The organism is Catellicoccus marimammalium M35/04/3 (assembly GCF_000313915.1).
Lineage (GTDB): Bacteria > Bacillota > Bacilli > Lactobacillales > Catellicoccaceae > Catellicoccus > Catellicoccus marimammalium.
The window spans coordinates 96,160-118,974 of the sequence record NZ_AMYT01000021.1; the positions used below are offsets into that span (position 1 = coordinate 96,160).

The window sequence follows — 22,815 nt, forward strand, 5'->3', positions numbered from 1 at the left end:
ATGAAGAAGAAATTTTTCATGGTATTTGGTCCAATTGTTGCCGCTTGTTTACTTTGTGTTGGCTGTTTTATGTTACCGCAAAAAAATAGTCCATATACGTTAGAAAAAGCAAGTCAATCTTTGAATATGAACGTGATTTCAGGAGAATATATTAAAAATGAAGCCGTTGCCGAAAAGAAATATGTGCCTTTCTTTGGTTCTTCTGAATTAAATCGTTTTGACCCGTTCCATCCTAGTGTATTAGCAGCGAAATATCATCGTCCATATACACCTTTCTTATTAGGAGCAGCAGGAACACAATCATTGAAGCAATTTATGATTATTCAATCAATGGGGAAAGATTTACGACAGAAAAAAGCCGTTTTCATTATTTCTCCACAATGGTTTGTACCAAAAGGGGTAAAACAACAATATTTTGATCATTGGTATTCAGGAGTTCAATTATACAATTGGTTGAATAACATTAGAAAAAAAGAGAGTTTTTCTAAAGAAGATCGTGTCTTTGCGAAACGCTTACAACATTTTACGATTATTCGTGATAATCCAAGAATCATGAAATACTTGCAACAAATTTGTATGGATGTTCCATTTTCTAATGCTCAACGTAGAACAATTCAAAGAAATTATAAATTCTTATTACGTGAAGATCGGTTATTTGGTGAAGCAGGAATTACCGATAAAAATTTACAACGCATAAGAAAATATGAAAAACAATTGCCAGCTACCTATAATTATGCTGACTTAGATCGTTTAGCTTTCTCTATTGGTAAAAAGAATACGAATGGTAACCAACTGCAAATTGCCAATAATTTTTATAATAAACGTCTACGTCATATTATTAAAAGCTTTAAAGGAAAAGATAAGAACATCTCTTATGTTACTTCACCAGAATACGCTGATTTTGAGTTAGTATTAAATCAGTTTGCCAAAGAAAAAACAGATGTTCTATTTATTATTCCACCAATCAACCCATTATGGGCAAAATATACTGACTTATCTAAACCAATGATTGATCAATTTTCGAAAAAAATTATGCATCAATTAAAGAGTCAAGGCTTTAATAATGTCGTGAATTTACTGAATGTAGATACGGATTACTTTATGACAGATACAATTCACATTGGATGGCGCGGTTGGTTATATTGTGACCGTTATATCCGTCCATTCTTAGAATCAACGTATCAAGAACCAAATTATAAGATTAATTCTTACTACTACAGCAAAGCATGGCAAAATAAAAAGGAAGTTCGTTAAAGAACTTCCTTTTTTATATTCTCTTATAAAAGTTTGAAATCACGGGCAGCGTAAGGTTGTAATGGGTCGATACGGTCAAAGAATAATTTACCGTTTAAGTGATCGATTTCATGTTGAATAACAATTGCTTCGTAATCACGGAAGCGTTGTTGTTTTTTATTTCCTTCAGCGTCTGTCCATTCTACAGTAATACGTTCGTGACGAGGAACTAATCCTTCAATTGGACGGTCAATCGATAAACAACCTTCTCCATCCGCTAGTGCTGCTTTTTGTACGGAATGACTAATAATACGAGGATTGTACATGACATCTTCAAATAAGATGAATTCTTCTCCATTTTCATCAATCGCAGGGATTAAAACGGCGATAATGCGTTTTTGTTCATTGATTTGAGGAGCAGCTAGTCCAACACCGCTACGTAATTCATATTTTTCGGCCATTTCTGGATCTTGGCTATTTTTTAAAAATTCCATCATTTCTTGACCTAGTGCTTTATCTTCTTCTGATAAAGGAGTGTCGACTTCTTTGGCTACTTTACGTAGTGTAGGATGTCCTTCACGAATGATATCTTTCATTGTTAACATAAGAAAACCTCCCTTTCTTATTACATTTAAAAATATTATAGCATAGTTTTTTCTTTTTCTTGCAAAAAATGCCATAATCATGTAAAGTATGAGATGTATTCCTCTTACTTGGTGGACGCGCATCACCGGCGGTCAACTCAGTTTGAGGTGTAAATAAAAAGAAGAGGTGAAGAAATTATGGCAATTTCAAAAGAACGTAAAAACGAAATTATGAAAGAATACGCACGTCATGAAGGAGATACTGGTTCTCCAGAAGTGCAAATCGCAGTATTAACAGAAGAAATCAATCATTTAAATGAGCACGCACGTGCACATAAAAAAGACCACCATTCATACCGTGGTTTAATGAAAAAAGTTGGACATCGTCGTAACTTATTAGCTTACTTACGTAAAACAGATGTACAACGTTACCGTGAATTAATCAAACGTTTAGGACTACGTCGCTAATCGTCTACTTAGTGAGGCTAGGATATCCTGGCCTCCTTTGTTGTATTAAAAATCAATCACTGGGAATTCTACTAAACAAACGAGAGAAAGAAAGTGGGCTTTTTGTCTTTTGTCTAGTAGCACCAGTGAGAAAAAAGGAGAAAAACGATGGAAAAACAAGTATTTGAAACAACTTTTGCTGGCCGCTCATTAATCGTGGAAGCAGGACAGCTAGCACAACAAGCGAATGGAGCAGTTCTTGTTCGCTTTGGCGATACTGTGGTACTTTCTGCTGCAGTAGGAACAAAAGAAGCCATTGATGGTGATTTCTTCCCACTAACTGTCAATTATGAAGAGAAAATGTATGCGGCAGGAAAAATCCCTGGTGGTTTTATTAAACGTGAAGGACGTCCAAGTGAACATGCAACCTTAACCGCTCGTTTAATTGACCGTCCAATTCGTCCAATGTTTGAAGAAGGATATCGAAATGAAGTTCAAATCACGAATGTCGTCTTAAGTGTTGATCCAGATAACACACCAGAAATGACAGCGATGTTAGGTTCTTCTTTAGCGTTATGTATTTCTGATATTCCATTTGGCGGACCAATTGCTGGAGTGAATGTAGGTCGTGTGGATGGAAAATTAATAATCAATCCAACGGTTGAAGAATGGGAACAAAGTGATATTCACTTAAGCGTAGCTGGAACTAAAGAAGCAATCAACATGGTAGAAAGTGATGCTTGTGAAGTTTCAGAAGAAGAAATGTTAGAAGCCTTATTATTTGGTCATGAAGCAATTAAAACTTTATGTGACTTCCAATTAGAAATTCAAAAAGCAATTGGAAAAGAAAAAATGGAAGTAACTTTAGCTTCTGTTGACCCAGAACTAGAAGCAGAAATTATGGACCGTTACAAAGAAGAAATGTTGGCAGCGATTCAAACCAAAGATAAACAAGAACGCGGCGAAAAAGTCGATGCTTTACGTCAACGTGTTAATGAAGTTTATGAAGCAAACACAGTTGAAATGACAAGTAAAGAATCCGAAGCGTATATGAAAGAAGTCAATCAAATCGTCGATGCGATTGAAAAAGTAGAAGTACGTCGTTTAATTACAGAAGAAAAAGTTCGTCCCGATGGCCGTAAAATTGATGAAATCCGTCCTTTAGCAGCAGAAGTAGATTTATTACCACGTGCTCATGGATCTGGTTTATTCACGCGTGGACAAACACAAGCCTTATCTGTCACAACTTTAGCACCATTATCAGAAGCACAAGTGATTGATGGATTAGGAGCAGAAGAAAGCAAACGCTTTATCCATCATTACAATTTCCCACAATTCTCTGTCGGTTCTACCGGTCGTGCAGGTAGCCCAGGACGTCGTGAAATTGGACATGGTGCTCTAGGAGAACGTGCTTTAAAACATGTGATTCCAAGTGAAAAAGATTTCCCTTATGCGATTCGTACAGTCGCTGAAGTACTAGAATCTAACGGTTCTAGTTCACAAGCAAGTATCTGTGCTGGAACCTTATCTTTAATGGCTGCAGGGGTACCAATCAAAGCACCAGTAGCAGGAATTGCGATGGGCTTAATTATGGATGAAACTACTGGAAATTACACAGTGTTAACTGATATCCAAGGATTAGAAGACCACTTAGGAGATATGGACTTTAAAGTGGCAGGAACCGCTGAAGGAATTACAGCCTTACAGATGGACATTAAGATTAAAGGAATTACGAAAGAAATTTTAGAAGAAGCATTAGCCCAAGCAAAATTAGCTCGTTTCCAAATCTTAGATGTTTTACATCAAGCGATTAAAGAACCAAGAAAACACTTAAGTCAATATGCACCAAAAATTAAGACTTTCATGATTAAACCAGAAAAAATCAAAGAAGTTATCGGTAAAGGTGGCGACACCATCAATTCTATTATTGAAGCTACCGGCGTGAAAATTGATATTGAACAAGATGGACAAGTTAGCGTCTTTTCTGAAGATGAGGCAATGATTGATCGTGCTTGTGCAATGATTGATGACATTGTCCGTGAAGCAGAAGTAGGACAAGTCTATGATGCCAAAGTGGTTCGTATTGAAAAATATGGCGCATTTGTGAATTTATTTGGCGATAAAGATGCATTATTACATATTTCTCAAATTTCTAAAGAACGCATTAACAATGTAGAAGATGTTTTAAAACTAGGAGATACGATTAAAGTAAAAGTAACAGAAATTGATGATAAAGGTCGTATCAATGTTTCTCACAAAGTCTTAGAAAATGAATAAATCAAAAAAGCAGGAGAAATCCTGCTTTTTTTTTGTTAAAATTGCTTTTTTATTATTGAATCTATCTTTTTTTAACAAAATCTTAAGAAATAAAAAGGAGAAAAACTCTTGATTCTAAAAGAGTTTTTGTTCAAAAAGCAAACATTATCCTCTTTATTTTAAGAATTTTTTATTGTTTTAATTGTTTTTTTATAAGGTAGTAAGATACAATGGTAAACAATAATCAAAAGGAGGATTAGAAAAATGAAAAAACGAATAACAATATTATTATTGATGCTTCTAGGTTTATTTTTCTCTTGGTCTGTAAACGCGGCAGAAAAGGAGTACAAAATTGGGATGGATGTTACTTATGCCCCCTTTGAATTTACCAATGATAAAGGAAAACTAGAAGGAATCGATGTTGATATTTTAAAAGCGATTGCCAAAGAAGAACATTTAAAATTACAGCTCGATACAATTGGTTTTAATGGTGCTGTTCAAGCAGCAGAAGCAGGACAAATCAACGGAATTATGGCTGGAATGATGATTACAGAAGAAAGAAAGCAACACTTTAATTTTTCTAATCCTTACTTCAAGTCAGGAGTAGTAATGATATCCAAACCAGGGAGTCGTTATACCTCACTTGCTTCTACTCGTGGACAAAAAATAGCGATTAAAACAGGAACAGCTGCGGCAGCGTATGCTCAAGAACTACAAAAAAAATATCAATGGAAGTTAGTAACTTTTGATGAGACAAACAATGTCTTTAACGATGTGTTAACAGGAAATGCAGTAGCTTGTTTTGAAGAAGAACCCATCGCTCGCTATTCTATTAAAACAGGAGTGAAACTTCAAGTACAAACCAAAGCTGCCAAAACAGGATATTATGGCTTTGCAGTAAAAAAAGGAACAAATGGAGAATTGTTAGCTGCGTTTAACCGCGGACTAGCTAAAATTAAGAAAAATGGGGAATATGATCGAATCTTAAGTCATTATTTATCCAATGAGGTTGCAGAAAAAAATAAGAGTACAGAAAAACCATTCTTTACTCTTTTTAAAGAGAATGCTCCTCTTTTAATGAAAGGATTAAAATTAACCTTATTACTTAGTGTTTTAGGGATTTTAGGAGCGACGGTTGTTGGAATTTTGATTGGTTTATTAGGAGTAATGCCAAATAAACTTTGTCATGGATTATCCGAAATTTTTATTTATACCTTCCGTGGGTTACCCGTAATTGTTTTAGCATTATTTATCTATAGTGGTTTTCCTCTAATATTAGGATTTAAGATTCCGGCAATGATTGCTGGAGTCATTACCCTTTCTTTAAATGAAGGAGCCTACATCGCTGCTTTTGTAAAAGGAGGAATTCAAGCAGTAGATAAAGGTCAAATGGAAGCAGCGCGTAGTTTAGGATTGTCTTATGGTCAAGCCTTGATGAAAATTGTCTTACCACAAGGGTTAAAATTAATGATTCCTTCTTTTGTCAACCAATTTATTATGACGTTAAAAGATACTTCTATTTTATCAGTAATTGGTTTATTGGAATTAACACAAATGGGGAAAATGATTATTGCTCGTAATATGGAAGGATTTAGAATTTGGATGATGGTCGCGATTATTTATGTGGTGATTATTACCTTATTAACATTACTCAGTCAATGGCTACAAAAGAAGGTGAAATAACATGGAAGTAAAAATTCAAGCAAAAGAAATTCATAAAAAATATAAAAAAAATCACGTGTTAAAAGGGATTGATTTAACCATCCATCAAGGAGAAGTCGTTGTACTGATTGGACCTTCAGGATCTGGAAAAAGTACTTTTTTACGTTGCTTAAATTATTTAGAAGAGCCAACTTCAGGCACAGTGAGCATTGATGGAGAACAATTAGCAGAGGATAAGAAATTAAATAATTTGCGCAAAAAAGTAGGGATGGTTTTTCAACATTTCCATTTATTTGAGCATATGACGGTAGGAGAAAATATTGCTTTTGCTCCTCGATTGTTACGTGTTTTAAAGACAAAAGAAGACATCAATACAAGAGTGGAAGACTTACTCGCTCAAGTAGGACTATCTGAGAAAAAAGAAGCGATGCCACATCAGCTATCTGGAGGACAAAAACAACGTGTGGCCATTGCTCGCTCTCTAGCGATGAATCCAGAAGTTATCTTATTTGATGAACCAACAAGTGCATTAGACCCAGAAATGGTTGGTGATGTTTTAGATGTGATGAAGCAGTTAGCCAAAGAGGGAATGACAATGGTAATTGTGACTCATGAAATGGGCTTTGCACGTCAAGTAGCCGATCGAGTGGTCTTTATGGCAGAAGGAGTGATTGTAGAAGAAGGAACTCCAAGTGAAATTTTTGATACGCCAAAAGAGGAACGAACCAAACAATTTTTAGCGAAAGTATTAAAATAAAGAAATGAAAAAAGTAAAGAGAGAGGAAATTTTCCTTTCTCTTTTTTATTACGAGGAAGTAAAGGTTGATTTTGAAGAGTGAAATTTTCGCTATTCAATGGTAAAATGAAAGAAGTATTGACGAAAGAAGGAGGGAGGGCCAACTGTGAAAAACGCCAAAATTAGTAAAAAAATCATTATTACGATTATTATTGCTTTGTTAGTGATTGCGTTAGTGATTTTCTCAACGATTGGCTTACGTTCTGGTAAATCAAGTAAATATCAATCAATGGTCGATGATGGAATGGCAATGGTTGACCGAGTGATTTCAGCACCGCTACGTGGAATTCATGCGATGGTAGATTCTGTGCATACCGTTTTTACTACGATGGAAGAAAATGAACAACTGAAAAAACGAATTGATAATTATACCAATTTAGAAGCACAAAATGAAGCTTATCGAGATGAAAACAAAGCGTTGCGTGCACAATTAGAAATGAATGAAACCTTAACCAATTATGATACTGTGACGGCAAGTGTTATTAATCGCTCTCCAGATAATTGGCAAAATATTTTAATCGTGGATTGTGGAACGAAGCAGGGAGTCAAAGAAGGAATGGCTGTTATGGGATCAAAAGGTTTAATTGGTCGTGTCATTCAAGCCAATCGTACAACAAGTAAAGTGCAATTATTGATTTCTTCTGATAATAAGAGCAGTCATTATCCAGTAATGATTCAAAATAAAGGAACAGAAGTTTACGGATTACTAGATTCTTATTCTTCAAAAGATAATGCTTATATTGTCAAACAGTTGACGAGCGATAGTCATGTCAAAGAAGGAGATCGTGTCATTACTTCTGGGTTAGGAGGACGTTCACCAAAAGGATTATTTGTCGGTACCGTCCAAAAAGTGAAAAAGGACCGTTATGGACTAAATAAAGAAGTGTATGTCCGTCCTGCAGGATCAATGTACGATATCAGTGTAGTTACGGTGATTAAACGTTTAGCAACAGAAAGTGAGTCAGAAAATGAATCCTAAGCCAAGTTATACAAAATTTAAATGGTTTTTCCCTATTTTAGGAATTTTATTTGTCCTATTAGATGGTCGTCTGACGATGCTCTTTTCATTTTTTTCTAATTCACGAAATATTTGTAGCGTTCAATTTTTATTACTATTAATTATTGTGGCTTATTTTTGTTTTGGAGCCCATTTTTACTTGTATACTTGGACGATTGTTTTTGGTGTCTTATATGACTTGTACTATTATGGAAATGTAGGGATTTTTGCCTTTTGTTTACCAATGATGGTCTTTTTATTAAATCATATGATTCATTACGTACGCCCAAGTCTTTCAGCGTATATGATGATTTTTCTACTATGTACGATTTGGGTATTATATGGTAGTTACTTTATGCAATGTATCTTCCAAATTGTCCAAATTGACTTTGTAGGATATATGGTTTTATATGCAGCACCGACGTTATTATTTAGTGCTTTAGTTTATTATATTGCCTTACTTTATGGCCGACGTTTCTTTTTACATCGTCCTTTAGTTGCATAAAAAAAAACTCCAAGGAAGTTAGTTTTCTTTGGAGTTTTTTGTTTCCCAAAAGTATTGATAGCTTGGCATTAAACGCAGATCAATCGGTTGTGGATTCCAAATTTGTCCATCAAAATGAAGATATTGTGGTACTGTCGAAATGATTCGTAACTGTTTTCCTTCTCCTGTAAAAATTAAAGGAGAATTTTGTGGGCGATGACGCCATAAAGAAAAAGCAATACGAATTAGATGTAACCAAGAGCGTTTTTCAATGATCATAAATTCTGATTCTACTTTTGTATTTTCTTCTAAGTTTTCTTCTTCAATAGAAAAGAAATGTTTTCGATTCGTGACAGAACAAAAAAGAGTATGAGGGAAATTCCATTTTCTTCCTTGATATTCTAAACAAATAGGAAATCCATTATGAAAAGAGATATTTTTCATCACGGTATAAAATTTAGGCATAAAATAAAAAGGATGAATTTTAAATAATTGATTTCTTTTTCGTTCTTGCACATTTTTTTCAATTTCCGCTGAAAGTCCAATTCCTAAATGAGAAAAGCAAATGCCAGAAGCTTGCGAAACTTGTTCTTGATAATATAAGGTATGCATCGCCATTGGCTCTTTTGTTGCTAAAATCTGTTGAATTCGTTTTTTGGGAGATGTAGTAATTCCACAATTTTTTGTAAATTCATTTTTAATTACAGGAATATAAGCAATCGGAATTGTCGGGTCTTGAATCGTATTAATAATTTCATGTAAAGTACCTTCTCCACCAATCACAATCAAAAGAGGAAAAGGTTTACCTTCTTCTTCTTGTGGCCAAGAGACTAATTTTTTTTCTTCTAATAATTCATGAATTAACATTCGTTCATGAAAAGGATAAGCGGTATAAATTGCCTCATAAGAAATATCTTGTTCATCTAGATATTGAGTTACTTCACGTGCCACACGTTTTCCATTTCCGTTTCCTGCTTGTTCATTAATTAATAAGTAAAGCCACATAAGAGACCTCCTTTCTCCTTAGGGAAGAGTCAAAAGATGATCGATTTTAAAATGTCGTTTTTCTAATTTACGTAAACATTCTCGTAAGTTTTTTTCAGTTGTCTCCTGACCTAATAATAAAAGTAATTGTTTATGTCCAACAGGGGATGCATTAGTTAATGACATACACCCCAACACTTCACAACGACGATGAATTACTTTTGATAATTGATACATAGCTCGATCCACATTTTCATAATCAAGAGTTAGTACGTATTTTGCATGGTCAAAAGACCAAATTTTTTCTAACAATTTCATAAATGAATGATGACGCAAAATACCAATAAAATGATGTTGTTCATTTAGAACTGCTAAATAAGGAAGATTCCCAAACTGAAAAAGAGTTTGTAATAAGCAGTCTTTTTTTGTAATATATTTGTTTGTGTTTTTAATAAATTGAGTAATGGATGTAGTGGAATTTGGATCTTTTGCTAAATGCTTATATAAATCCAGTAAGTAAATATTTCCACGAAATATTTGATGAGTTTTATCTAAAACAGGTAAAACATCATCTTCTGAATAAACAAAGGCTTTTAGCGCATCTTGCAAATCCATACTTTCATCTAGTACACTCAGTTGTTTGGTAGGGATTACAATCTCTGCCATCCTTATCCTTCACCTTCTCATAAATTTTTCGTACTCATTATTTTCTTATTATATCATAATTTATGACGAAGACAGAAAATATGAGAACTTATAGATGACAGAAACGTAATAAAATAGTACGATAATAATTAGTATTATTTTTGTATGAAGTATACAAAAAGATAGGAGGAAAATGACATGGATTTTGATCAAAGTATCCAAGAAATCATTCTCAAAGCTAGTGAATTAGCGATGAAACATCGCTGTGAATACATTTCGAGCTTAGATTTACTTCGAGCCTTAGTAGAAGTAAATTTAGATGTGCAACAAGTGTTTAAAGAATTAAATATCAACGAAGAAGAATTCTTTTCTTTTTTAGATAAAAAACAAGTAACGGGAGAATTCCCAGTAGATAAAGAAGCAGTATTATCGCGAATTAGTCAAGAGGCGTTATTTTTAGCGAAACAAGAATCTGTACATTATCAATTTAAAGAAACAGAACCTTTATTTATTTTATTTGGCTTCTTACATTTAACAGATACAATGGTGTACCAAGTATTGACAAAGTTTGCACCAAAATATGGTTGGTTTGATGCGATTCATGTTCAATTGTTGCGTCGCAATGAAGGAAATCGTGAACAGCTTCTAGAATATACACCTGACCTACATCCCATGGATGAGGACGAAGAAGAGTTTGAAGATGAATTTTTTGCTGAACCAATGCCACTAGAAACAAAAGAATTAGATCAAGTTTCACGTAATTTAACCGAATTGGCTAGAAATGGAAAATTAGATCCAGTCATTGGACGCGATGAAGAAATTGACCGTGTCTTACAAATTTTAGCTCGTAGAACTAAAAATAATCCTTTATTATTAGGAGACCCTGGAGTCGGAAAAACAGCCATTGCAGAAGGGATTGCGCTACGTATTGCCAATAAAGAAGTTCCTGTAGAGTTTCAAAATAAAGAAATTATTCAATTAGATATTGCTAATGTAGTTGCTGGAACTCGCTTCCGTGGTGATTTTGAAGAACGAATGAAAAAAATCATGGCTGAAGTGGAAGCAAATCCACAAATTATTTTATTTATTGATGAAATTCATATGCTGATGCATGCTGGAAGTAGTGAAGGATCTGTCGATGCGTCTAATATTTTAAAACCAGCGTTAGCTCGTGGTGAAATCCAAATCTTAGGAGCAACGACATTTGAAGAATACCAAGAAAAAATTGAAAAAGATCGTGCGTTTGCTCGTCGTTTTGCATTAGTGAAATTATCAGAACCTACTGCTTCTGAAACGTTAACGATTTTAGAAGGATTACAAGGACGCTATGAGGCATATCACCACTTGCACTTCACAAAAGAAGCATTAGAAGCAGCTGTTGATTTATCTGATCGTTATTTAACTGATCGTCATTTTCCAGATAAAGCGATTGATTTATTGGATGAAGCGGCAGCCAAAAAACGTGTAATTGATCGTGATTATTCTTTCCATGAAGATCAAAAAGCGTCTTTTGATTCTTTCTTAGAGCAACAAACCGAAGCAATGAAGAAAAAAGACTTTGTCCGTGCTAAAGAATTGCAAGATGAAATGGATAGTATTAAGGAAGAATTATCTTCTTATGAAAAAGATCGCCAGACAAAAGAGATCATCACTAAAGAAGATATTGCTCAGGTCGTTTCGCAATGGACAGGAGTACCAGTGACAGAAGTAGAACAATCAGAAGGCCAACGGTTATTACACTTAGAAGAAGAGTTAGAAAAACGTGTCATTGGACAAAAAGAAGCATGCCAAGTAGTTGCTCGTTCGATTCGTCGAGCTCGCAGTGGTCTTGCTTCTAGCAATCGTCCAATTGGTTCTTTCTTATTCTTAGGACCAACAGGGGTTGGGAAAACAGAATTAGCTAAAACTCTCGCTCGAACTCTATTCGGGGATGAAAAACAAATGATCCGTATCGACATGAGCGAATTTATGAGTAAAGAAAATGTAAGTCGCTTAATCGGTTCAGCTCCAGGCTATGTAGGATATGAGTCAGGAGGACAATTAACAGAAAAAGTACGCCAAAAACCATATAGCGTTTTACTTTTTGATGAAGTAGAAAAAGCACACCCTGATGTTTTCAATGTGATGTTACAAATTTTAGATGATGGTTATGTGACCGATGCAAAGGGACGTAAAGTCGATTTTACAAATACGGTAATTATTATGACTTCTAATATTGGAGCAAATGAAGTTCGTGACCAAAAACGAGTAGGTTTTGGACAAAGTGCAGAACTAGCTCAAAAAGAACGTGAGTCTATTATGCAAAATGCCTTAAAAGAGCATTTCCGTCCTGAATTTTTAAACCGTATCGATGATACAATTATTTTCCATAATTTGGCTCAAAAAGATATCGAAGCCATTGCAAAACTATTTGTTTCTGATGTCAAAGAACGAGTAGAAAAATTAGGAATTGAATTAAAAGTCAGTCATGCCGTCTATGAACAATTGGCAAAAGCAGGATTCGATGAAGAATATGGTGCACGTCCATTACGTCGTGTTGTCATTAAAGAAGTAGAAGATCGCTTAGCAGATGCTTTATTGAGCAAAGAATTTGTGGCAGGAGACGTTGTTCAATTTGGCGTTCGTCAAGGAAAATATTATATGAAGAAAAAATAGAAAGAGACGTTTCGTCTCTTTCCTTGTGTTATGAAAGGAGAAATTATGATTCAGATTACGGCAACGGTCGAATCAAAAGAACAAGCAAAAGCGTTATTAGAAGTAGGAGTAGATACTTTATATGCAGGAGGATCTGTTTATGGATTACGTCTGCCACAATCTTTTACGCTTGAAGAATTAAAAGAATTAGTGGAATTAACAAAAGAATATGACGCAAAATTAGTTGTGCCTTTAAATGCTATTATGCACCCAGAAAAAATGAGCCATATTCTTTCTTATATGGAAAATTTAGTCGAAATTGGTGTCGAAGAAGTGGAAGTAGGAGATGTTGGTGTCATCCATTTAATCCGTAAAAATGAATTGCCATTAAAATTCATTTACAACGCACAAATGATTGTTACTAACGCTCGCCAAATTAACTTTTGGGCACGTAAAGGTGCAGTAAAAGCGGTACTTGGTCGTGAAGTGCCTTACTTAGAAATGAAATCACTAGTTAAAGCAAGTACGATTCCTGTCGAAGTATTAGTTTATGGAGCGACTTGTATTCACCAATCGTTACGTCCATTAGTACGTAACTATGAAAACTTCATTGGCGTACAAGGAGACACAAGTAAAGAAGCTAACCTTTTCTTAGCCGAACCAAGAAAAGGAGGTACGCACTATTCAATTTATGAAGATGAGCATGGTACGCATATCTTTGCCGATAATGATTTAAACTTAATGTTGAAATTAAAAGAATTATATGAAATTGGTGTTTATGATTGGAAATTAGATGGAATCTATACACCAGGTATGGACTTTGTTCGTATTGCTCGTTGTTTTGTCGAAGCTAAAGAAGCATTAGAAAATGGACAATGGGACGAAGCACAAGTTCAACAATGGAATGAAACGATTGAAAAACTTCATCCAGCACAACGTGGCTTAGATGAAGGATTTTATAATTATGATCCAGATGAGGTGAAATAAAGGAAAATGACAGAAAAAAGACAATTAAAACGTCCTGAGGTATTAGCTCCCGCAGGAACTTTAGAAAAATTAAAAACAGCTATCCATTACGGAGCAGATGCCGTATATATTGGAGGAAACAGTTACGGATTACGTAGTCGTGCTGGAAACTTCAGTTTTGAAGAAATGAAAGAAGGCGTGGAATTTGCCAACCAATATGGAGCGAAAGTTTATGTCGCTGCCAACATGGTTGCCCATGAAGGAGATTTAGAAGGAGCTGGTGAATTTTTCCGTACGTTACGTGATATTGGAATTTCAGCTGTAATTATTTCTGATCCTGCCTTTATCGATATTTGTTTAACCGAAGCACCAGGACTACCAGTACACTTATCTACTCAAGCTTCTGCAACAAATGCGGAAACGTTACAATTTTGGCAAGAAGAAGGCTTAGAACGTGCCGTTTTAGGTCGTGAAGTATCAATGGAAGAAGTACGTAAAATCCGCGAAAATACAGATTTAGAAATCGAAGTCTTTATCCATGGGGCGATGTGTATTTCTTATTCTGGTCGCTGTACGTTATCTAACCATATGAGTAAACGCGATGCGAACCGTGGAGGATGCTGTCAATCTTGCCGTTGGAAATATGATTTATATGAAATGCCATTTGGTGGAGAACGTCACTACATTGCAGAAGATGGCCAAGTAAAAGAAGAAGAATTTTCAATGAGTGCTGTGGATATGTCAATGATTGAGCACATTCCTGATTTAATTGAAGCAGGAGTAGATAGCTTAAAAATTGAAGGTCGTATGAAATCTATCCACTATGTGTCTACAGTGGCTAATGTTTATAAAGCAGCGGTTAATAGTTATTTAGAAGATCCAGAGCATTATGAAACAAAACAAGAATGGATTGATGAGCTATGGAAAGTAGCACAACGTGAATTAGCAACTGGTTTCTATTATGGAATCCCAGATGAAAATGCACAATTATTTGGAGAACGTCGTAAAATTCCAGAATATAAATTCATTGGTGAAGTATTAGCTTATGATGACGCAACAAAAATGGCTACTATTCGTCAGCGTAATCGTTTCTATGTTGGAGACGAAATTGAATTTTATGGTCCAGGAATGCGCCATCACGAACAAACGGTAGAAAAAATGTGGAATGAAGACGGAGAAAGTATTGAAGTAGCGCCAAATCCAATGATGATTTTAACGATGCCAGTAACAGAACCCGTACAAGTTGGAGATATGATCCGTAAACGTAAAAAGTAAATTGAAACACTTTTGTAATATACTGTTTAAAATACTGTTAAAAAATTATGTTATACTGTCCATAGTGTTTTAGTATTAAAAGTAAGTGAGATTAAGTCTTTTAAATAATAGACAACTACGGAGGAATTCAACGTGAAAAAGAATTTATTATCAGGAATTATGGCAGCCGGTGTTGTTGCATCCTCTTTGGGAACAACTCAAGCTGCATTAGCTGATGAGTTAGAGCAACAAGTATCATCAAAAACAAAACAAATTGCTGCTCAAGATCAACATATTGATAGTTTATTGACAAAACAAAATTCATTAGAAGATCAATTAAAAGGAATTCAAACAAACATTGTTGACTTAGAAGGACAAACCAATGCCTTACGTGGTCAAAAACAGGAATTGAATGAACAAATTTCTGAATTAAAAGCAGAATTGAAACGCTTGGAAAAATCAATTACTAAGCGTAATGATACAATTAAAGCGCAAGCACGTTCTGTTCAAGTTCATACTGCATCAAACAACAGTTTAGATATGATCTTAAACGCAGATTCTGTTAGTGAAGCTGTTAACCGTTTAGCTGCGACAACACGTTTAATGAATGTAAACCGTCGTTTAGTAGAACAACAAAAAGATGCGAAAAAAGAAATTGAAAAAGCAAAAGCAAAATTAAATGAAAAATTAGATGCGTTAAAACAAAATGAAGCATCATTACAATCAAAAACAGTAGCTTTACGTGACCAACAGTTACAAGAACAAGTGATGTTAAAAGCTGTTGCTTTAGAAAAAGAAACTGCTCAAGGGAAACGTGATCAGTTAGAAAAAGAAAAAAATGATGCGATTGTAGCTTTACGTCAACAACGTGAACGCGAAGCACAAGCACGTATCAAAGCACAACAAGAAGCTATCCGCAAAGCAAAAGAAGAAGAAATGCAACGTCAACAAGCAGAAGCAGAACAAAAAGCTGCGGAAGAAGCTGCGAAGAAAGCAGAACAAGAAGCTCTTCGTAAAGCACAACAACAAGAAGAAGCTCGCAAAGCGCAATTAGAAGCTGCGAAGAAAGCAGAAGAACAACAAAAAGCTGCAGAAGAAGCTGCGAAGAAAGCTAATGAAGAAGCAGCAAAAGAAGCAGCTGAAAAAGCAGAAGCTGCTAAACAAGAAGCGGCACAAAAAGCAGAAGCAGAAAAAGAAGCTCAACAAGCAGCAGAAGAAGCTCAAAAACAAGAACAAGCTGCTCAAGATAAAGTAGAACAAACAAAACCAAATGATGCGACACAAACTCCATCAACAGATACAACTGTAGATTCTACTCAACAGGAAAATAATACAACGGCTACTGATCAAAACAATGGAACAACACAAACTCCATCAACAGGTCAAAATGGATCAACTTCAGATAACACAACTACTGAAAACAACGGTTCACAAAACAATGGTCAAGCTACAGATTCAACAAATAATAACCAAAATAGCGGTTCACAAAATAATAATCAAAGTAGCAATAACCAAACAAGTGGTAGCCAAAATAATAACCAAAATAGTAACCAAAGTAATGGTTCACAAAACAATAGTAACCAAAATAGCGGTTCACAAAACAACCAAACAAAACCAAATACACCGGCAGAAAAACCAAGCGTTCCATCTGGTAACTATGGTTCAGTAGCAGAAGCTGCGAAAGCATACTTAGGTGTACCTTATGTTTGGGGTGGTACAACACCAGCAGGATTTGACTGTTCTGGATTAACAAGCTATGTTTACCGTCAAGTAACAGGTAAAGATATCGGACGTGTAACGACTGCTCAAGAAAATGCAGGAACACGTATTCCATTAAGTCAAGCTCAAGCTGGAGACTTAGTCTTCTTTGGACCTGCCGGAGCAACTTACCACGTAGGTATTTACTTAGGTGATGGCACATTTATCCATGCGCCACAACCAGGTGAAAGCGTTAAAATTACACCAATTCAATACTACACACCAGACTTTGCAGTTCGTGTAGCTTAATGAAAGATATAAAAAAACGACAGGATGAATTTCCTGTCGTTTTTTGTATTTATGCCCAAGTTTCTACAGCGTAAGCAACTCCATTTTCAGCATTTGTTTTTGTTACTTGATCGGCAACAGCTTTTAATTCGGGAACTGCATTTCCCATAGCGACTCCCACTCCAGCATATTCAATCATGGTCATATCATTCATGTTGTCTCCAATAGCCATGACTTCTTCACGCTGAATTCCTAATTGTTCTGCTAAGTCTTTCAATGCATTTCCTTTTGTCGCTTTTTTGTTTAAAATTTCTAAGAAGAAATCCATACTTTTAACAAATTCATATTCTTCTAAATATTTTTCTGGAATATGTGGAATTGCGGCATCTAAAATTGCAGGATCATCAATAAACATCATTTTACTAATAATCATGTCACGATCCATCTCTTCCGCTGTGCAATAGTGAAGAGGCATGTTTGTCATTCCACTTTCTATTACTGTGTATTTGCTAATATCTTTGTTGGACGTATACATTGCTTCTGTTGTCTCTGTGTGCATATGAACTCCAAGTTCTAATGCTAAACGTTCCATTTTATAGTAATCAGCAATTGTCAATGTATGATGCGCTAAAATTTCTTTTGATTTTACTTTTTGCGCTAAAGCACCATTGAAAGTAATCACATAATCATCTTCGCCTGTGAAGCCTAATTCGTCTAAATAATTTTGTACTCCTAAGATTGGACGTCCAGTACAAAGAACAATTTTAACTCCTTCCTTTGCTTTTTTTTGCAAAGCCAGTTTGACTTCGTCAGCTAATTGATGATGCTCATTTAACAATGTGCCATCAATATCAATTGCGATTAATTTGATCATTGATTTTTCCTCCTTTGATTTATAGTTTAGTGACATTTCGGTCAAGAGTTTGTTGAATCCACTGTTGGAAACGTAAGATTTCAGAATTTTGTTCTAATGTTTGTGTAGGTTTGACCATCTCTCTTGGAAAATAGAAGCGACGGTCAATAATCGTTTCTCCAGATAAAGCTTTAACAATTTCACTTTTTGTAGATAATTCAAAGAAAGAACCATCATGACGCATTAATTCAATTTGTGTTCTTGGATGATGAATTCGAGAGCGATAAATATCATAAGGCAAGTCGCTCGCATCATTTAAACCTGAATAATAGGTAGGGTTGTATCCTATTTTTTGTAAAATGACTTTTGCTCCACGTAATTTTCTTTGGTCTAATTGGCTAGGAAGTGGAATCGATTTAAATGGTTTTCGATTGATAAAGCGACAAGCTAAATCTGATAAAATAGGATCTTTGGCTTTGGTCCAAAGTTGGAAATAAGTTAAAAGTACATCATCTGTCAGTGCTAAATAATCTTCTAACGTATAGCGTTGAGAAAAGAAAGGAACGAGTAGCTCACAATGTTGTTTAAAGTAATGACTATCTTGGTCATATAAATCACGGGCACGTTCTAATAAACGTTGGAGGATCACTTCCATTCCACGAGAAACGGGATGGAAATAAACTTGCATAAACATTTGGTAGCGACTTACGATGTAATCTTCAATGGCATGCATTCCTTCTTCTTTGAAGCAAATTCCTTTAGCATAAGGACGCATAACGCGAAGCATACGTGTTAAATCGTAATTTCCATATTCTACTCCTGTGTAATAAGCATCACGACGTAAATAATCCATACGGTCTGCATCAGCTTGACTGGAAATCATTTGGACTACTTGTGGATTTGGATATTTTTTAGCAATCACTGCTGCTACTTTTTCTGGAAAGTCAGGGCTAACCTGAGTTAATACTTGATGAATTTCTGTTGTGGGTGACAAGATAATTTCAATCCCAATTTGTTCGTGATTGGTATCAAAAAGATGCTCAAAAGTGTGAGAATAGGCACCATGCCCAATATCATGTAATAAAGCAGCACATAGCGTAACTAAACGCTCAGAATCATCCCAACCATCTTTACCATAAATTTCTTTTGGATAGTTGCGTTGGAATTGGTCACAAATTTGGCGAGTAATTTCATAAACTCCTAAACAATGACCAAAGCGGGAATGCTCCGCACCATGGAAAGTAAAAGAGGTTGTTCCTAATTGTTTAATGCGGCGTAGTCGCTGAAATTCTTTTGTGTTGATTAAATCTAAAATAATTTGATCTTGAATATAAATGTACCCATGGATGGGATCACGAAATACTTTTTCCATAAAAATCACCTACTTGTCTTTGTCGAAAATCAAGACGTTTTTGAATATTATTACGAATCGTTGGATGAGCATCCACCCAAGATTGGAAATCTGTTAAGTCAATGAAAGGATAAGCATAATCATATTTCCATGATTCTTGCCAATCACTTAGAGATGCCATCGTTTCTGGATGAATGGTCAATGCTTTTGGGTCTTCAGCTAGAGAATAGAAATGTTGTAAATCTTCTCCTCGCTTTTGTTGATTTCCATATAAACTAATATAAGCCATTACTACTGTAGCTCCTTGACCACGCTTTTGACTCATCCCTGCAATTTTTTTTCCTTGATAATGAATGTCATAATTTCCAGGGCAATAAGAATTTATAACTTCTCCTGCAAGTAAAGGAAGGTTACAATTTTTTTGAATACAAAGATACAATTGCTCATAAGCAGTATCAATGGATGGAGTATCAGGTAAAAATAAAGATAAATTCAATACTCCAGGCTCGCTAATCACTGCACGTCCACCAGAAGAACGAACAAATAAATCATAATCTTGAAGCGTAGCACAACGTTCGGAAAAATGATTCAATTGTGTATCTTCTTGTCCTAGAATACATGTTGGCGCACTCGTCCATTCATGTAAAAAAGGAGTCTTTTTTTCTGCTACATAGTGTAACATTAGTTCTGTATCTAAAAAGGCATCGTTCACCTTCGTATAGTACATAGGAATCTCTCCTTTCTTCTTCTCTATTATACAAAAAATGCGTTCTACTTGTCATTGATGCTATAATAAAAAATAAAAGGAATGATAAAAGAAAGGAAGGAAAAAATGGAAAAAGTTCGTGTTTTCCTCAAACAAGATGGTGAAGAATTCCAAGGACAAGGATACTGGCAAAAACAAGGAGAAGATTATCAATTACAATTTACTTATAAAGAAGAAGATTCAACCGTAGAAGTATTATTTATCCATCATAATGATGGGACTTGTTCTATTCGTGAATTTAGTAAAGAGAAAGAATTATATCTTTATTTACAAGAAGGCTGGGAAGAAGGATATTTAAAAACCACTGTGGGAATGATGCTTTTTGTTACTAAATTAGAAAAAATAGAGCAAATAGAAAAAGAAGACCAACGAATCTATGAAATTGGCTATCAATTAGGGCAATCAGAGGCAGATTCTCTTTTACATGAATTCGTTTTAATAATTGAAAAAAACTCCGACGGAAATGAATAAGATGTGATATAATGAAGAAGTTATAAAAATGGTAATGGAGGAAAAATCATGGAATTAACTGTATTTGGAAATACACCTAAAGAAGAATTATCAATGATTGAAGTTGCAAAAGCAATTTTACAAGAAACAAAATCAGAAATCGAACTAAATCAACTTTTTAATGAAGTACAAGAATTTTTAGAATTAAGCAATCAAGAAATGCGCGAAAATCTTTCTCAATTTTATACTGATTTAAATATTGATGGTAGTTTTATTTCTTTAGGAGAAAATCGCTGGGGCTTACGTGAATGGTATCCAATTGATTCCATCGATGAAGAAGTTTCTCATACAAGTGAAGACGAAGAAGAAATGCCACGTAAGAAAGTATCTCATAAAGTAAATGCCTTTATGGATAACGATGAAAATGCAATTGATTATAGTAATGACGATCCAGAAGATAATGATTTAGTTTTACATAATAACGAAGATGATTTATATGATGACGAACATCATAATGAAGAAATTTCAGACTATGATAATGAGTTATCAGAAATGGATGAAGACAGCATCCCAGAAGGAATTGAAGAAGAATTGACTGTAGTGGATCATGAAGATATGGATGGTTCTCTTCGTTAATTTTCTATTGACGATGAGAAAAGATACGTGTACAATCTGAATTGGGCACTCGAAAAGAGTCAGTAGAACGTTATAAATAGAAGCTCCCTATTCAGAGGATTGAATAGGGAGCTTCTCATTTTTTAAAGATCCCAAATAATTATTTATGTATGGAGGTATATATGGCAAAATATATTTTTGTAACTGGAGGAGTCGTATCATCAATCGGGAAAGGAATTGTAGCCGCAAGTTTAGGACGTTTATTAAAAAATCGCGGATTGAAAGTAACGGTTCAAAAATTTGATCCTTACATCAACGTAGACCCAGGAACAATGAGTCCTTATCAACACGGTGAAGTTTTCGTAACAGAAGATGGAGCAGAAACAGACTTAGACTTAGGTCACTATGAACGTTTTATCGATATTAACTTAAATAAATTCTCTAACGTAACAACAGGGAAAATTTATCAAGAAGTATTACGTAAAGAACGTAAAGGTGAATATTTAGGAGCTACTGTACAAGTAATTCCTCATATCACAGATATGATTAAAGAGAAAATCAAACGTGCCGCAAGCTTAACAGATGCAGATATCATTATTACTGAAGTAGGTGGTACAGTTGGAGATATCGAATCTTTACCATTCTTAGAAGCATTACGTCAAATGAAAAAAGATATGGGTAAAGATAATGTAATGTACATTCATACAACTTTAATTCCATATTTACGCGCTGCAGGAGAAATGAAAACAAAACCTACACAACATAGCGTAAAAGAATTACGTAGTTTAGGGATCCAACCAGATATGTTAGTGGTTCGTACAGAACAACCAATTACACAATCTATGCGTGATAAATTAGCACAATTTTGTGACGTAGAACCAGAAGCAGTTATTGAATCTTTAGATGTGGATACATTGTATACGATTCCACTAAACTTACAAAAACAAAACATGGATGAAATTGTTTGTGAACACTTAAAACTAGACACACCACCTGCAGATATGACAGAATGGAAAGAGCTAGAAAATAAAGTGTTGAATTTAAAACACAAAGTACGCATTGCTTTAGTCGGTAAATATGTAGAATTACCAGATGCTTATATTTCAGTAGTAGAAGCATTGAAACATGCCGGATATGTTCATGATACAGATATCGATATTGATTGGATTAACTCTGAAGAAGTGACTGCAGAAAACGTCGATGAATTATTAAAAGATGTCGATGGAATTGTTGTTCCTGGAGGATATGGTAGTCGTGGTTTAGATGGAAAAGCAGAAGCAATTCGTTATGCTCGTGAAAACGATGTGCCATTCTTAGGTATGTGTTTAGGAATGCAAATGGCAGTTATCGAATTTGGTCGCAATGTTTGTGGACTAGAAGATGTTCATTCTGCAGAAACTCATCCAGATGCTAAAAATAAAGTTATTGATTTAATGAGTGACCAACAGGATGTAGAAGAAATGGGAAATACACAACGTTTAGGTGCATACCCATGTAAATTGAAAAAAGGTACTGTTGCTTGGGAAGCTTATGACCATGCGGATGTAGTACAAGAACGTCACCGTCACCGCTATGAATTTAACAATAAATATCGTGATTTATACGAACAAAATGGTATGGTAATTTCTGGTACTTCTCCAGATAATCGCTTAGTGGAAATTGTTGAAATTCCAACAAACCGTTTCTTTGTGGCAGCGCAATTCCACCCAGAATTAATTTCTAGACCAAATCGTCCACAAGCTTTATTCAAAGCATTTATTGAAGCTTGTGTCGAAAAAGAAAATAAACAATAAAAGGAAGGGTACAAAAAAACCAAGACTATACTTGGTTTTTTTAGACGAAACATGAAGCA

At 34.9% G+C, this 22,815-nt stretch carries 20 protein-coding genes; 14 read left to right on the forward strand and 6 right to left on the reverse strand.

Going from position 1 to position 22,815, the window contains the following annotated elements; translation table 11 throughout:
* Nucleotides 1-1,254 carry a D-alanyl-lipoteichoic acid biosynthesis protein DltD gene (gene dltD / locus C683_RS05285; protein WP_009491699.1) on the forward strand — a complete coding sequence of 418 codons (1,254 nt, stop codon included), beginning with the start codon at nt 1-3 and terminating at the stop codon, nt 1,252-1,254.
* 23 nt (nt 1,255-1,277) lie between these two features.
* Here dltD and def read toward each other — a convergent pair whose 3' ends face one another.
* Complete coding sequence (gene def, locus C683_RS05290; RefSeq protein WP_009491700.1) at nt 1,278-1,838, reverse strand: peptide deformylase; 561 nt, start codon at nt 1,836-1,838, stop codon at nt 1,278-1,280.
* Between the two features lie 177 nt (nt 1,839-2,015).
* Here def and rpsO point away from each other — a divergent pair, with 177 nt between their 5' ends.
* The 6 genes from rpsO (at nt 2,016) to mreD (ending at nt 8,480) form a co-directional block, all read left to right on the forward strand.
* The gene (gene rpsO, locus C683_RS05295; protein ID WP_009491701.1) at nt 2,016-2,285 is read left to right on the forward strand and encodes a 30S ribosomal protein S15; all 270 of its coding nucleotides are present in this window, start codon (nt 2,016-2,018) and stop codon (nt 2,283-2,285) included.
* Between the two features lie 147 nt (nt 2,286-2,432).
* A complete protein-coding gene (gene pnp, locus C683_RS05300) occupies nt 2,433-4,541 on the forward strand; it encodes a polyribonucleotide nucleotidyltransferase (protein ID WP_009491708.1) in 2,109 nt (702 codons plus the stop codon).
* Nucleotides 4,542-4,784: 243 nt separating this feature from the next.
* Nucleotides 4,785-6,203 carry an ABC transporter substrate-binding protein/permease gene (locus C683_RS05305; protein WP_009491710.1) on the forward strand — a complete coding sequence of 473 codons (1,419 nt, stop codon included), beginning with the start codon at nt 4,785-4,787 and terminating at the stop codon, nt 6,201-6,203.
* Nucleotide 6,204: 1 nt separating this feature from the next.
* Entirely contained in the window at nt 6,205-6,939 is a 735-nt protein-coding gene (locus C683_RS05310) for an amino acid ABC transporter ATP-binding protein (protein ID WP_009491712.1), read from the forward strand.
* A gap of 145 nt (nt 6,940-7,084) precedes the next feature.
* Nucleotides 7,085-7,957 (forward strand): rod shape-determining protein MreC, encoded by an 873-nt coding sequence (gene mreC, locus C683_RS05315; RefSeq protein ID WP_009491714.1) that lies wholly within the window; start codon nt 7,085-7,087, stop codon nt 7,955-7,957.
* Entirely contained in the window at nt 7,947-8,480 is a 534-nt protein-coding gene (gene mreD, locus C683_RS05320; protein ID WP_040388730.1) for a rod shape-determining protein MreD, read from the forward strand. Before mreC ends, mreD begins: the two co-directional genes overlap by 11 nt.
* Before the next feature lie 18 nt (nt 8,481-8,498).
* Here mreD and C683_RS05325 read toward each other — a convergent pair whose 3' ends face one another.
* Both C683_RS05325 and cbpA read right to left on the reverse strand, forming a co-directional pair.
* The gene (locus tag C683_RS05325; protein WP_009491718.1) at nt 8,499-9,464 is read right to left on the reverse strand and encodes a diacylglycerol/lipid kinase family protein; all 966 of its coding nucleotides are present in this window, start codon (nt 9,462-9,464) and stop codon (nt 8,499-8,501) included.
* 18 nt (nt 9,465-9,482) lie between these two features.
* Nucleotides 9,483-10,109, reverse strand: a complete 627-nt coding sequence (cbpA, locus tag C683_RS05330; protein WP_009491720.1) for a cyclic di-AMP binding protein CbpA — start codon at nt 10,107-10,109, stop codon at nt 9,483-9,485.
* A 177-nt stretch (nt 10,110-10,286) separates the two neighbouring features.
* On the opposite strand from cbpA, the gene C683_RS05335 reads away from it, so the two are divergent.
* The 4 genes from C683_RS05335 (at nt 10,287) to C683_RS06410 (ending at nt 16,949) form a co-directional block, all read left to right on the forward strand.
* Nucleotides 10,287-12,743 (forward strand): ATP-dependent Clp protease ATP-binding subunit, encoded by a 2,457-nt coding sequence (locus C683_RS05335; protein ID WP_009491727.1) that lies wholly within the window; start codon nt 10,287-10,289, stop codon nt 12,741-12,743.
* Nucleotides 12,744-12,788: 45 nt separating this feature from the next.
* On the forward strand, nt 12,789-13,709 hold the full coding sequence (locus C683_RS05340) for a peptidase U32 family protein (RefSeq protein ID WP_009491728.1): 921 nt from the start codon (nt 12,789-12,791) through the stop codon (nt 13,707-13,709).
* 6 nt (nt 13,710-13,715) lie between these two features.
* The gene (locus C683_RS05345; RefSeq protein ID WP_009491729.1) at nt 13,716-14,963 is read left to right on the forward strand and encodes a peptidase U32 family protein; all 1,248 of its coding nucleotides are present in this window, start codon (nt 13,716-13,718) and stop codon (nt 14,961-14,963) included.
* Between the two features lie 132 nt (nt 14,964-15,095).
* Nucleotides 15,096-16,949 carry a C40 family peptidase gene (locus C683_RS06410; protein ID WP_009491730.1) on the forward strand — a complete coding sequence of 618 codons (1,854 nt, stop codon included), beginning with the start codon at nt 15,096-15,098 and terminating at the stop codon, nt 16,947-16,949.
* Between the two features lie 49 nt (nt 16,950-16,998).
* Here the strand turns inward: C683_RS06410 and yidA are convergent, their stop codons facing one another.
* Genes yidA through C683_RS06415 form a run of 3 tightly spaced genes read right to left on the reverse strand, consistent with a single transcriptional unit; the run spans nt 16,999 to nt 19,859 of the window.
* On the reverse strand, nt 16,999-17,802 hold the full coding sequence (gene yidA, locus C683_RS05355; protein ID WP_009491731.1) for a sugar-phosphatase: 804 nt from the start codon (nt 17,800-17,802) through the stop codon (nt 16,999-17,001).
* A gap of 19 nt (nt 17,803-17,821) precedes the next feature.
* Nucleotides 17,822-19,153: an HD domain-containing protein gene (locus tag C683_RS05360; RefSeq protein WP_009491732.1), complete on the reverse strand. Its 1,332-nt coding sequence runs from the start codon at nt 19,151-19,153 to the stop codon at nt 17,822-17,824.
* Nucleotides 19,134-19,859, reverse strand: a complete 726-nt coding sequence (locus C683_RS06415) for a lipoyl protein ligase domain-containing protein (protein WP_009491733.1) — start codon at nt 19,857-19,859, stop codon at nt 19,134-19,136. Before C683_RS06415 ends, C683_RS05360 begins: the two co-directional genes overlap by 20 nt.
* 105 nt (nt 19,860-19,964) lie before the next feature.
* Between C683_RS06415 and C683_RS05370 the strand changes: the two genes are divergently transcribed.
* The 3 genes from C683_RS05370 to C683_RS05380 all read left to right on the forward strand — a co-directional run bounded on the left by C683_RS05370 (nt 19,965) and on the right by C683_RS05380 (nt 22,756).
* On the forward strand, nt 19,965-20,369 hold the full coding sequence (locus C683_RS05370) for a hypothetical protein (protein WP_009491734.1): 405 nt from the start codon (nt 19,965-19,967) through the stop codon (nt 20,367-20,369).
* A 48-nt stretch (nt 20,370-20,417) separates the two neighbouring features.
* Entirely contained in the window at nt 20,418-20,984 is a 567-nt protein-coding gene (gene rpoE / locus C683_RS05375) for a DNA-directed RNA polymerase subunit delta (protein WP_009491735.1), read from the forward strand.
* 161 nt (nt 20,985-21,145) lie between these two features.
* Nucleotides 21,146-22,756, forward strand: a complete 1,611-nt coding sequence (locus tag C683_RS05380; RefSeq protein WP_009491736.1) for a CTP synthase — start codon at nt 21,146-21,148, stop codon at nt 22,754-22,756.
* Nucleotides 22,757-22,815 lie beyond the last annotated feature (59 nt).

Excerpts from the sequence above, each read along its gene's own strand:
- rpsO (WP_009491701.1), top strand. The coding sequence starts at position 2,016 with ATGGCAATTTCAAAAGAACGTAAAAACGAAATTATGAAAGAATACGCA.
- C683_RS05370 (WP_009491734.1), top strand. The coding sequence starts at position 19,965 with ATGGAAAAAGTTCGTGTTTTCCTCAAACAAGATGGTGAAGAATTCCAA.
- C683_RS06415 (WP_009491733.1), bottom strand. The coding sequence starts at position 19,859 with ATGTACTATACGAAGGTGAACGATGCCTTTTTAGATACAGAACTAATG.
- def (WP_009491700.1), bottom strand. The coding sequence starts at position 1,838 with ATGTTAACAATGAAAGATATCATTCGTGAAGGACATCCTACACTACGT.
- rpoE (WP_009491735.1), top strand. The coding sequence starts at position 20,418 with ATGGAATTAACTGTATTTGGAAATACACCTAAAGAAGAATTATCAATG.
- cbpA (WP_009491720.1), bottom strand. The coding sequence starts at position 10,109 with ATGGCAGAGATTGTAATCCCTACCAAACAACTGAGTGTACTAGATGAA.
- yidA (WP_009491731.1), bottom strand. The coding sequence starts at position 17,802 with ATGATCAAATTAATCGCAATTGATATTGATGGCACATTGTTAAATGAG.
- dltD (WP_009491699.1), top strand. The coding sequence starts at position 1 with ATGAAGAAGAAATTTTTCATGGTATTTGGTCCAATTGTTGCCGCTTGT.
- C683_RS05340 (WP_009491728.1), top strand. The coding sequence starts at position 12,789 with ATGATTCAGATTACGGCAACGGTCGAATCAAAAGAACAAGCAAAAGCG.
- C683_RS05345 (WP_009491729.1), top strand. The coding sequence starts at position 13,716 with ATGACAGAAAAAAGACAATTAAAACGTCCTGAGGTATTAGCTCCCGCA.
- C683_RS05335 (WP_009491727.1), top strand. The coding sequence starts at position 10,287 with ATGGATTTTGATCAAAGTATCCAAGAAATCATTCTCAAAGCTAGTGAA.
- pnp (WP_009491708.1), top strand. The coding sequence starts at position 2,433 with ATGGAAAAACAAGTATTTGAAACAACTTTTGCTGGCCGCTCATTAATC.
- mreD (WP_040388730.1), top strand. The coding sequence starts at position 7,947 with ATGAATCCTAAGCCAAGTTATACAAAATTTAAATGGTTTTTCCCTATT.
- C683_RS05325 (WP_009491718.1), bottom strand. The coding sequence starts at position 9,464 with ATGTGGCTTTACTTATTAATTAATGAACAAGCAGGAAACGGAAATGGA.
- C683_RS05380 (WP_009491736.1), top strand. The coding sequence starts at position 21,146 with ATGGCAAAATATATTTTTGTAACTGGAGGAGTCGTATCATCAATCGGG.
- C683_RS05305 (WP_009491710.1), top strand. The coding sequence starts at position 4,785 with ATGAAAAAACGAATAACAATATTATTATTGATGCTTCTAGGTTTATTT.
- C683_RS05360 (WP_009491732.1), bottom strand. The coding sequence starts at position 19,153 with ATGGAAAAAGTATTTCGTGATCCCATCCATGGGTACATTTATATTCAA.
- C683_RS05310 (WP_009491712.1), top strand. The coding sequence starts at position 6,205 with ATGGAAGTAAAAATTCAAGCAAAAGAAATTCATAAAAAATATAAAAAA.